The following is a 3,930-nucleotide window of genomic DNA, read 5'->3' on the forward strand; positions in this document are numbered from 1 at the left end:
CCGGTGGGGAAGCCGAAAAACCCATCGGTCTGGCCACCGTACGCAGTCCAGATGGCCGTAGATGCTAGGCCGTCTGCCGAGCCCGCATAAACCAACGCACGCCCTTCCGCTGAGAAACCCGACGTGAATCCGGGGCCTCCTACGATCACATCGTCGTACCCGTCGCCGTTGACGTCACCGGCGCCCCGCACTCCGTGGCCCAGCAACTCGGAGGTCTGGCTACCGGTAACGTGCCAGTCGAAGCTGCCTGACGGGCCGGCCGTTGAGCCCAGATAGAGGTAGGCGGCTCCGGTGTCGCTGGCCGGGATGTCAGAGAAGATCGCACCTACGACCAAATCGCCGAATCCGTCGCCGTTGACGTCGCCGGCGTCACCGACGGGAAAACCGAAGAACGCGCCGGGTTGGTCGATCTCTGCAGTCCAGGTGGGCAGGGCCGAGAGTCCTGCGGCCGATCCTGAGTAGAGGAACACCCGCCCCTCGTCCATCTGCCCGTTGCTGAATCGCGGTGCTCCGATGACGAGGTCGTCATAGCCGTCCGCATCGACGTCCGTCGTCGCGACGGAGTTGCCGAACTGGGCGAACGCCTGATCGGATTCGGCGCTCCAGTTCGGCATCGGCCCCGGACCGGTGGGGGAGCCGTGGAAGACGAACACCGCACCCTCATCCGTCTGGCCGCCGTCAAAAAAATACGCCCCAACGGCCAGGTCCCCGTGACCGTCGCCGTTGAAGTCACCTGCGGCTACTCGATGCCCGAAATTCGCCGAGGCCTGATCGCCCTGAAACGTCCAGCCGGGAGTCTGCGCGAGTCCCGATGCGCCGCCGTAGTAGAGCGCGACACGGCCCTCATCACTCTCGCCGTCCGAGAATCCGTCGGAGCCGATCAGCGCATCCAGGAATCCGTCTCCGTTGACGTCGCCTGCGCTCGTCGCCGAGATCCCGAAGTTGGAGTCCGTCTGATCGCCTGTGACCGTCCAGCCGGGCATCGAGTCGACGCCAGTAGCCACGGCCGGTTGGGGCGCAAGAATAGCGACCAGCGCCGCCGCAAGGGCCAAGGATGCAAGGCGAGCAACGCGTTCGTTTGCATCGGCCGGCTGATGAATCATCTTGATCATATCGAACGTCAGATCTACGTCGTTCCGTGAGCGAATGCCAGCCATCCTCGGATTCCGGGTGGGAAACGCCGGATCCGGGTCCGGCGAGACGTGCTTGAGTGGGGTAGAATCTGCCGATGCATCGGACGAGATTGGCGGCGCTGCTTTTTCTCCTATCGGGTTTTTCCGCCCTGGTCTATCAGGTGATCTGGCAGCGCATCCTGGGCATCTTCTCGGGTGTGCATATCTACTCGATCACCATGATCGTGACCGCCTTCATGACCGGTCTGGGTGTGGGCAGTCTGCTCGGTGGTCGTCTTGCCGACCGACTGACGCGCTACCGCGCCGTGATGGGATTCGCCGCCTGCGAGATCGGAATCGGACTGTTCGCACTGTGCAGCGTCTGGCTCTACTACGACGTGGCCTACGTGAAGCTCGGTTTCCTCGTGCGCTACCGGCTCGCTTTACCTTTGGTGCACTTCGGACTGCTGTTGATTCCGACGTTGCTGATGGGCGCGTCCCTACCTCTCTTGTGCCGAGGCCTGGTTCGAGGCACGGCGGGCGCGGCGCGGACCATCGGCTTGCTCTACGGCTTCAACACCGTCGGCGCGGCGCTCGGGGCCTTCAACGCAATCTGGTGGATGATCGGCGGCTTCGGATTCGTCGGAACGATCCGGATCGCGGCAGCGCTGAATTTCGTCGCCGCGGCCGGAGTGTTCTGGATCGCCCGCGGGCTATCAGCGGCACCTGGCGGTGCGAACGATGCCGCGGAAACGGCGTCGCCCGAGACAGCGCCGGCTACGACGACGCGGCAGTTCGGTGTCGGCGGTTGGGCCGCGTTGTATTGGCTCAGCGGATTCATTGCCCTGTCTCTCGAGATCCTCTGGTTTCGCATTCTGGACGTCAGCATCAAGCAGAGTCCGTACACCTTCGGACATCTGCTGGGCGTGTTTCTGATCTTTCTCGGGTTAGGCGGGGTCGTCGGCGCGTTTACCGTCGATCGATCCAGGCATCCCGGCCGAACGTTCCTGTGGGGACAATGGCTGATCTCGGTCTCTGCGGGACTGGCTCTGCTTGCGCTGTGCCGGTTTTCACCTCGAGCCTGGCCGTTGGCGGGCTTGTTCGAGTTCTGGCACTCGGATATGGGCATCGTGATGGACGAGCTGCGTAAGGCACTCCATGGCGAAAACGGCGAGGAAGGGCGCCGATTGGTCGGTCAGGCGATTCAGGTCTACGGGTTGTTGCCGTTGGCGCTGATTGCATTGCCCACGTTCCTCATGGGCTGGACCTACGCGTTCGTCCAGCGTGCGGTGCAAACCGACCCCAAACAGATCGGCTGGCGCGTCGGGCTGATTCAGACCGCGAACATCGTCGGATCGATCATGGGGAGTTTGATTACAGGCGCTTTCCTGTTGAGTGCGCTGGGAACGCCGCGTACCCTGCAATTGCTGCTCGTGCTGGGGAGCGTCTTCGGCTGTCTTGCTGTGTTCCACAGCCTGGAACGGCGCCGGGTGCCGGCCTTGATCGCCGTGCTGGCCGTTTCGTTGGCGCTCGCTTCCGGAATTCCGAATCACAATCGATTCTGGGCGCGTTTCCACGGCTCGGCGGACGACCAGGTGGTCGTTTCCGAGGACGCCTCGAGCACCGTCGTGCTCCAGAGTGTTGATCGACCACCTGTACCGCACTACGCGGTGATGCGCGTCAACGGCGCAGGGCATAGCGTCGTGCCGTTCGGCGGGCCGCACACGATTCTGGGCCTGCTTCCGGCGTTGATCCATCGTGACCCGAAATCGGTCCTGTTGATCGGTCTCGGCGCGGGCAATACGCCCTGGGCTGCGGCGGCACCGTCGAGTATCGAGCTGGTCGAGGTCTACGAAATCGCCAAGCCCGAACTCGACGTCATGAAGTTACATGAGAACCGTTGGTTCGAGGTTCCGGAATTCGACCAGCTGCACAACGACGATCGACTCAAGTTACATTTTTCGGACGGTCGCCTGGCGATGCGGCTATCCGATCAGAAATACGACTTGATCGAAATCGATGCGCTGGAAGCGTACATGGCCTATAGCGGAAACCTGTACTCGAGGGAGTTCTTCGAGCTGGCCCGCGATCGGTTGGAGCCGGGCGGGCTGTTCGTCACCTACGCCCCGACTTCTCGTACCCGCAGGACAGTGGTCAGTGCCTTTCCTCATGTGCTTTCGCTCAATTTCCCCGGCTACCTGCATTGCATGCTCGGAAGCAACGCACCGATCGCCTTCGACCGTGCGGCCGCACTTCAGCGACTTGCCGATCCACGGATCCAGGCCTGGTTCGGCCCGTCCGCCCGGAGGTCCAACGTGGACCTGCAGCGCTATATCGCACAGGCCGAGGCGATCGTCATCGGGCCGCACAATCGTGACACGCACATCGACGGTGACGTGAACACGGATCTGTTCCCCCGCGACGAATTCGACAAATCGGTTCCCCTCGAGGGGGACTGACATTCCGCGGGATGCCGATTTCCAGTCGGCGCGCTAAGATAGAAGCAGCCCAAAGGAATGGGGGCGAACAGGATTCGACGGGAAGCAGGAGGCTGGAGTAGCACGTCGAGGCGCCACCCACCTCGTTAATCAGGTGGCAAATAAGTAGCTGACAACAATCAGCTCGCCTTCGCAGCTTAAGCTGTGACGTCTGCCGGATAGCCTGCCCGGGGCGATTCGACCAGGCGACGCAAATCCGGGATAGTTCGACCGTGACGCCCCTGGCGGTCGGGCGAAACTTTAGGGGCTGGCTCGAGACCCATTTGCCGTTCAGCGGGTGTCGAGTGAGATAAAAAAACGAGTCGGCTAAACGTGTAGAA

Annotated in this window: 2 protein-coding genes and 1 other RNA gene; 2 read left to right on the forward strand and 1 reads right to left on the reverse strand. The window is 62.4% G+C overall.

The features are described from left to right. Positions 1-1,157, reverse strand: a 1,157-nt coding sequence (locus tag GY725_03145) for a hypothetical protein (GenBank protein ID MCP4003172.1), incomplete at its 3' end; no start/stop codon positions are given. Between the two features lie 71 nt (positions 1,158-1,228). On the opposite strand from GY725_03145, the gene GY725_03150 reads away from it, so the two are divergent. Continuing rightward, positions 1,229-3,571: a spermidine synthase gene (locus tag GY725_03150; protein MCP4003173.1), complete on the forward strand. Its 2,343-nt coding sequence runs from the start codon at positions 1,229-1,231 to the stop codon at positions 3,569-3,571. Between the two features lie 59 nt (positions 3,572-3,630). Beyond that, positions 3,631-3,930: a transfer-messenger RNA gene (gene ssrA / locus GY725_03155) on the forward strand; the annotation flags it as partial.

It is taken from the genome of bacterium, from assembly GCA_024226335.1.
GTDB lineage: Bacteria > Myxococcota_A > UBA9160 > SZUA-336 > SZUA-336 > JAAELY01.